Genomic DNA, 7,189 nt, shown 5'->3' with positions numbered 1-7,189 from the left:
TCGCTCGCGTCGAGCAGCTGGATCGGAATGTCCCTGGCGCGCCGCAGCAATTCCTCGGCGAAAGTTGTCTTGAACGGCGCGCCGAACCGGCGTCGGCGCGGACGGGCGAAAACGATCTGGGTGATGTTTTCACGCCGGGCGTAGCGCAAAAGCTCCTCGACAGGATCCGCGCCCGACAGCCGCACCGTCTCGGCGCCGAGCCTTTCCGCGAGACGGAAGGCGTCATCGACCATCTTGACTCCGGCCGGGTCATTGTCGCCGGCCTGCGCGGTGGCGACGTGGGCTGCGACCCAGGAGGCGTTGAGTCGGGTCGCCAACCGCCCGCCGGCGCCGACCACGCGCTCGGCCTGGCCGTCGCAGCCGAAACAGACCAGCAGATGGTCGGAAGTGTCCCAGGGGCCTTCGATCGCGGCCTGCCGCAGGTGTTCGACCATCTGGTCGTCGACGCGGTCGGCGGTGCGGCGCAGGGCCAGTTCGCGCAAGGCGGTGAGGTTGCGCGGGGTGAAGAAATTCTGCGTCGCGCGCCGGGCGGTCTCCGGCAGGTAGACCTTGCCCTCGTTGAGCCGCTGGATCAATTCGTCGGGGGTGATATCGACCAGAATGACATCGTCGGCGCGTTTCAAAATCGTGTCCGGAACGGTTTCGCGCACCAATATGCCGGTGACGCGGCTGACCACTTCGGCGAGGCTCTCGAGATGCTGGATATTGAGCGCGGTCCACACGTCAAGGCCGGCGTCGAGCAATTCCTCGACATCCTGCCAGCGTTTGGGATGGCGGCTTTCCGGCGCGTTGGTGTGGGCGAGTTCATCGACGACGATCAGCGCGGGCTTGCGCTTGAGCGCCGCGTCAATGTCGAATTCCTCCAGCGTGCGTCCGCGATAGTCGATTTTCTTGCGCGGAATCTGTTCCAGCCCTTCGAGCAGGGCGGCGGTCTCCGAGCGCCCGTGGGTCTCCGCGAGGCCGACGACGACGTCGATTCCCTCGGCCTTGAGCCGGCGCGCGCCCGACAGCATGGCGAAGGTCTTGCCGACGCCGGGCGCGGCGCCGAGAAAGACCTTGAGTTTGCCTCGCCCCTCGCGCCCCGCCATCGCCAGCAGCGCATCGGGGTCGGGCCGGCGGTCGAGTTCGCGTTCTGTCGCCATGAACTAAGTTAGATCGTCCAGCGCCAGATTGAGCAAGAGGACATTGACGCGACGCTCGCCGAGGACGCCGAGCCACGGCTTGTCCACATGAGACAAGATGAGCGCCCGCAGCTTTTCCGCATCGACGCCGCGCGCCTTGGCGACCGAGGGCGCCTGAAGCAGCGCGTTTTCCGGCGAAATATGCGGGTCGAGGCCCGAAGCCGAGGTGGTAAGGGCGTCGGCGGGCAGGGCGCCAGTCCAGCCGGCCTTGCGCTTTTCCTCGACGGCCGCCGTGACGCGGTCGATCAGCGCCTTGCTGGTCGGGCCGAGATTGGAGCCTGAGGAATTGGCGGCGTTATAGGGCGCGTCCACGGTCTTGCTGGCGTCGTTGGGGTCGGGCGTGGAGGTCGCCGAGGGGCGCGGCTGGAAATAGCGCGGGTCGGTGAAATTCTGGCCGATCAGCGCCGAGCCGACCACCTTGCCGTTGCGCGCGATCAGTTCGCCGCCGGCCTGCCAGGGAAAGGCCAGGGCGGCGACGCCGGTCAGGGCGAGCGGATAGAGGATTCCGGTCAGCAGGGTGAACAGCAACAGCAGGACGACGGCCGGGCGAAGATATTGCATGGTAAGCTCCTCAAGCCAGATGCAGCGCGGCGACGAACAGGTCGATCGCCTTGATGCCGATGAACGGGACGATCAATCCGCCGAGGCCGTAGATCAGCAGGTTGCGCCGCAGCAGCGCCGCCGCGCCGACGGCCCGATAGGCCACGCCCTTGAGCGCCAGCGGGATCAGCAGCACGATGATGATGGCGTTGAAGATCACCGCCGACAGGATCGCCGATTGCGGCGAGGCGAGATGCATGACGTTGAGCGTCTCCAGTTCGGGATAAGTGGCGACGAACAGAGCCGGCAGGATGGCGAAATATTTCGCCACGTCATTGGCGATGGAAAAGGTCGTCAGCGAGCCGCGCGTCATCAACAGCTGCTTGCCGATTTCGACCACTTCGATCAGCTTGCTCGGGTCGCTGTCGAGATCGACCATGTTGCCGGCCTCGCGCGCGGCCTGCGTGCCGGTTTGCATGGCGACGCCGACATCGGCCTGGGCGAGGGCGGGCGCATCGTTTGTGCCGTCGCCGCACATGGCGACGAGACGCCCGCCGGTCTGTTCCTTGCGGATCAGCTTGAGCTTGTCCTCGGGCGTGGCCTCGGCGAGAAAGTCATCGACGCCGGCTTCGGAAGCGATGGAGGCGGCAGTCAGCGGATTGTCGCCGGTGATCATCACCGTCTTGATGCCCATGGCGCGCAGGGCGGCGAATCGCTCGCGAATCCCCGGCTTGACCACGTCCTTGAGGTGGATCAGCCCGAGTAGAATGCCATTATCGGCCACCGCCAGCGGCGTGCCGCCGCTGTTGCCGATGCGCTCGACGCCGACGCGGAATTCCGCAGGCGCCTGGTCGGACGGAAGGCCGATGAAGCGGAACAAAGCCTCGACCGCGCCCTTGCGGATCGAGCGGTCGCCGATATCGACGCCGGACAGGCGGGTCTGGGCGGCGAAGGGCACGATGGCCGGCTTCACGTCGCCAAAATCGGGCGCCGTCGCGCCGTAATCGGCTTTGGCCAAGGCGACGATCGAGCGGCCTTCCGGCGTATCGTCGCCAAGGCTGGCGGCGAGCGCGGCCTCCGCCAGCGTGATCGCGGAAACGCCCGGCAGCGGCAAGAATTCGCTGGCCATGCGATTGCCGAAGGTGATGGTGCCGGTCTTGTCGAGCAGCAGCGTATCGACATCGCCCGCCGCCTCGACCGCGCGCCCCGAGGTCGCCAGCACGTTGAAGCGCACCAGCCGGTCCATGCCGGCGATGCCGATGGCCGAAAGCAGCCCGCCGATGGTGGTGGGAATCAAGGTCACCAGCAGAGCCACCAGCACCACGACCCCGACCTGCGCGCCTGAATAGGCGGCCAGACCCCAAAGCGTCACCACGGCGATCAGGAAGATCAGGGTCAGGCCGGCGAGCAGCACCGAAAGGGCGAGTTCGTTTGGCGTCTTCTGGCGTTCCGCGCCCTCGACGAGGGCGATCATGCGGTCGATGAAGGTCGAGCCGGGCTGGGCGGTGATGCGCACCTTGATCCAGTCGGACAGGACCGTGGTGCCGCCGGTGACGGCGCAGCGGTCGCCGCCGGCCTCGCGGATCACCGGCGCCGACTCGCCGGTGATGGCGCTTTCGTTCACCGAGGCGACGCCTTCGATAATGTCGCCGTCGGAAGGGATGACGTCGCCGGCCTCGACCAGCACCACGTCGCCGGCGCGCAGATCGAGCGCGGCAACCGTCTCGACCGCCCCGGCGATAGGCGCGCCGGAAGTCTGGGCGGCGTTCTTCGGGTCGATAAGCCGCTTGGCGACGGTGTCGGAACGGGTGGCGCGCAGGGTCGCGGCCTGCGCCTTGCCGCGTCCTTCGGCCACCGCTTCGGCGAATGTGGCGAACAGCACAGTGAACCACAGCCACAGCGCGATCTGGCCGGAAAAGGATGGATCGGCGCCGCCCTGAAAGAGCGCGCGCAGCCACAGGAAAGTCACCAGCGCGGCGACGACTTCGGTGACGAAAATCACCGGATTGGCCGCGAGACGATGGGGCGCCAGCTTTTTCAGCGCGTCGAGCGCGGCGGCGCCGATGATCGCCGGATCGAACAGGGCGAGCTGGTGTTTGGCGACGGATTTCGTGGACATCTGCAAAAACTCCTCAGAACGTCTTGCCGGCGAGCATCAGGACATGCTCGACGATGGGACCGAGGGCCAGGGCGGGGAAATATTGCAAGCCGCCAACGATCAGGATCACGCCGATCAAGAGCCCCACGAACAGGCCGCCGTCGGTGGGGAAGGTTCCGGCGGAGGGCTGCGCCTTCTTCTTGGCGGCGACGGCGCCGGCGATGGCCATCACCGGCACGACATAGGCGAAGCGCCCGAGGATCATGGCGATGGCGGTGGTGACATTATACCAGGGCGTATTGGCCGACAGGCCGGCGAAAGCCGAGCCGTTGTTGCCGGCAGCCGAAGTGTAGGCGTAGAGGATTTCCGACAATCCATGCGGCCCGTTATTGGCGAGACTGGCCAAAGCGGAGGGCAGAACGGCGGCGACCGAGGAATAGCCGAGGATCGCCAGCGGCAAAATCAGCACCGCCAGCATCGCCAGCTTGATTTCGCGCGATTCGATTTTCTTGCCGAGGAATTCCGGCGTGCGCCCGACCATCAACCCGGCGATGAACACCGAGAGAATGGCGAAGACGATCAGCCCATAAAGCCCCGAGCCGACGCCGCCGGGCAAAATCTCGCCGAGCTGGATCAGGAACAGTGGAATCAGTCCGCCGAGCGGCGTCAGCGAATCGTGCATGGCATTGACCGCGCCGCAGGACAGTCCTGTCGTCACCGCTGCGTAAAGGGCAGACATGGAGGCGCCGAAACGCTGCTCCTTGCCCTCCATATTGCCCGCCGCGGGATCGAGGCCAAGCGTGGTCAGCAGCGGATTGCCGGCGCTTTCCGCCCAATAGACAATTCCGGCGCCGACGACGAGCAGAATGCCGACGGTCTGGACGAAGGCCCAGCCCTGGCGCTCGTCGCCGACCATGACGCCAAAGGTGACGAGCAGGGCGGTGGAAAGCGCCAGCATCGACCAGATCTGCAAAATATTGGCGAAAGCATTGGGGTTTTCCAACGGATGCGCGGCATTGGTGTTGAAGAAGCCGCCGCCATTGGTTCCGAGTTGCTTGATCGCCTCCTGGCTGGCCATCGGACCGAGCGCAATGGTCTGTCTGGCGCCTTCGAGCGTCGTCGTGTCCACCGAACCTTGCAGCGTCTGCGGCACGCCGGACGCGAGGAAGCCCAGCGCGAGGACCAGCGACAGCGGCAGCAGCACATAGAGCGTGGCGCGTGTCATATCGACCCAGAAATTGCCGAGCGTCGCAGCATTGGCGCGGGCGAAGGCGCGCGTCACCGCGAGCGCCAGCGCGACGCCCGTCGCGGCGGAGAGGAAATTATGTACGGCGAGGCCGGCCATTTGCGAGAAATGGCTCATCGTCGTCTCGCCGCCATAGGCCTGCCAATTGGTGTTGGTCAGAAAGCTGACGGCGGTATTGAAGGCGAGATCGGGCGGCACGCCATCAAAACCTTGCGGATTGAGCGGCAGGAAGGCCTGAAGCCGCAGGATGGCGTAAAGCGAGACGAAGCCGGCGGCGGAAAAGGCCAGCATGGCCAGCGTATAGGCAAGCCAGCCCTGTTCGCGCTCTGGCGCGACCCCGGCGAGCTTGTAGAAGCCGCGCTCTATCGGCGCGAGAACCGGCGAGAGCAGGGTGCTCTCGCCGGAAAACACCCGCGCCATGTAAAATCCCAGCGGCCGGGCGGTGAGCGCCGCGAGGCCGAGGATCAGGCCGATTTGCAACCAGCCGGTGAAAGTCATGGCTTATCTCCCGAAAAGGGAATTCAGAATCGCTCGGGGTTGAGCAGGGCGAAGATCAGATAGACGCCGAGGGCAATCGCCACGGCGAGGCCAAGCAGAGGTTCGAACATTGCGATCTCCCTCAGGCTCGCGTCAGGGCTTTGGCGTAGAGCGCCAGGGCGCCGAGTAGAACGAGGCCGAGACCAATGAAGGCGGGATCGGACATGGCGTCCTCCTTTGCTGTTGCGGCGCGACCATCGCGCTTCGCGCGTCAAGTTTCGATAGGGAAGGCGGATCGAAACCATAAGGGCTTTGTAAAGACGGCGGCGCACAAAACGCCGCAGCGCCGCCGGAGTATGGAAAAAACATAATTAAAACAGTTAGCTATCGTCTAACTTGCCCTGCTCGGGGCCTGATGGCGGGCGAGGGCGGCGCGAGCCCTTGAGCGCAAAAGCGAAATGGCTCTTGATGTTGTGTTGAAAGCCCCTTAATGAGCGCCCTCGTTGGATTTGACTGCCTGCATCCGGAACGAGGGCCATGGCCAAGGAAAAATTTTCACGCAACAAGCCGCACTGCAACATCGGCACGATCGGTCACGTTGACCATGGCAAGACGTCGCTGACGGCGGCGATCACCAAGATTCTGGCGGAGTCGGGCGGGGCGACGTTCACCGCCTACGACCAGATCGACAAGGCGCCGGAAGAAAAGGCGCGCGGCATCACCATTTCGACGGCGCATGTCGAATACGAGACCGCCAAGCGCCATTACGCGCATGTCGATTGCCCCGGCCACGCCGATTATGTGAAGAACATGATCACCGGCGCGGCGCAGATGGACGGCGCGATTCTGGTGGTTTCGGCGGCCGACGGCCCGATGCCGCAGACCCGCGAGCACATTCTGCTCGCCCGCCAGGTCGGCGTGCCGGCGCTGGTTGTGTTCCTCAACAAGGTCGATCTCGTCGACGATCCGGAACTGCTGGAACTGGTCGAGATGGAAGTGCGCGAACTTCTGTGCAAATACGATTTCCCCGGCGACGACATTCCGATCACCAAGGGTTCGGCCAAGGTGGCGCTGGACAATGGCGACAAGACGATCGGCCATGACGCGATCATCGCCCTGATGAAGACGGTTGACGACTATATTCCGCAGCCGGAGCGTCCGGTCGATCTGCCGTTCCTGATGCCGGTCGAGGACGTGTTCTCGATCTCGGGCCGCGGCACGGTGGTGACGGGCCGCGTCGAGCGCGGGATCGTCAAGGTCGGCGAGGAAGTCGAAGTGGTGGGCCTGCGTCCGACCATCAAGACGGTGGTGACCGGCGTCGAAATGTTCCGCAAGCTGCTGGATCAGGGTCAGGCGGGCGACAATATCGGGGCGCTGCTGCGCGGCACCAAGCGCGAGGACGTGGAGCGCGGCCAGGTTCTGGCGAAGCCGGGTTCGGTGAAGCCGCACACCAAGTTCAAGGCCGAGGCCTATATCCTGACGAAGGAAGAGGGCGGGCGTCACACGCCGTTCTTCACCAATTATCGTCCGCAGTTCTATTTCCGCACGACCGACGTGACGGGCATCGTGACCCTGCCGGAAGGCACGGAAATGGTGATGCCGGGCGACAATGTGACGGTGGACGTGGCGCTGATCGTGCCGATCGCG

General features: G+C 65.0%; 4 protein-coding genes and 1 pseudogene. 1 reads left to right on the top strand and 4 read right to left on the bottom strand.

The window, feature by feature from the left end:
• The 4 genes and pseudogenes from QZY01_RS23625 to kdpA form a co-directional block, all read right to left on the bottom strand.
• Positions 1 to 1,142 (bottom strand): annotated as a pseudogene (locus tag QZY01_RS23625) (sensor histidine kinase KdpD); the annotation flags it as partial.
• Positions 1,143 to 1,145: 3 nt separating this feature from the next.
• Positions 1,146 to 1,742 carry a potassium-transporting ATPase subunit KdpC gene (gene kdpC, locus QZY01_RS23620; RefSeq protein WP_294542159.1) on the bottom strand — a complete coding sequence of 199 codons (597 nt, stop codon included), beginning with the start codon at positions 1,740 to 1,742 and terminating at the stop codon, positions 1,146 to 1,148.
• Between the two features lie 10 nt (positions 1,743 to 1,752).
• Positions 1,753 to 3,840 carry a potassium-transporting ATPase subunit KdpB gene (kdpB, locus tag QZY01_RS23615; protein ID WP_294542156.1) on the bottom strand — a complete coding sequence of 696 codons (2,088 nt, stop codon included), beginning with the start codon at positions 3,838 to 3,840 and terminating at the stop codon, positions 1,753 to 1,755.
• 13 nt (positions 3,841 to 3,853) lie between these two features.
• Complete coding sequence (gene kdpA, locus QZY01_RS23610) at positions 3,854 to 5,563, bottom strand: potassium-transporting ATPase subunit KdpA (protein ID WP_294542154.1); 1,710 nt, start codon at positions 5,561 to 5,563, stop codon at positions 3,854 to 3,856.
• Between the two features lie 516 nt (positions 5,564 to 6,079).
• Here kdpA and tuf point away from each other — a divergent pair.
• The coding region (gene tuf, locus QZY01_RS23605) for an elongation factor Tu (protein ID WP_294542152.1) at positions 6,080 to 7,189 on the top strand (1,110 nt) is incomplete at its 3' end.

The organism is uncultured Rhodoblastus sp., assembly GCF_903903185.1.
GTDB lineage: Bacteria > Pseudomonadota > Alphaproteobacteria > Rhizobiales > Beijerinckiaceae > Rhodoblastus.
Note: the sequence above shows the minus strand (reverse complement) of the source record. Positions and strands in the feature narration are given on the sequence as shown.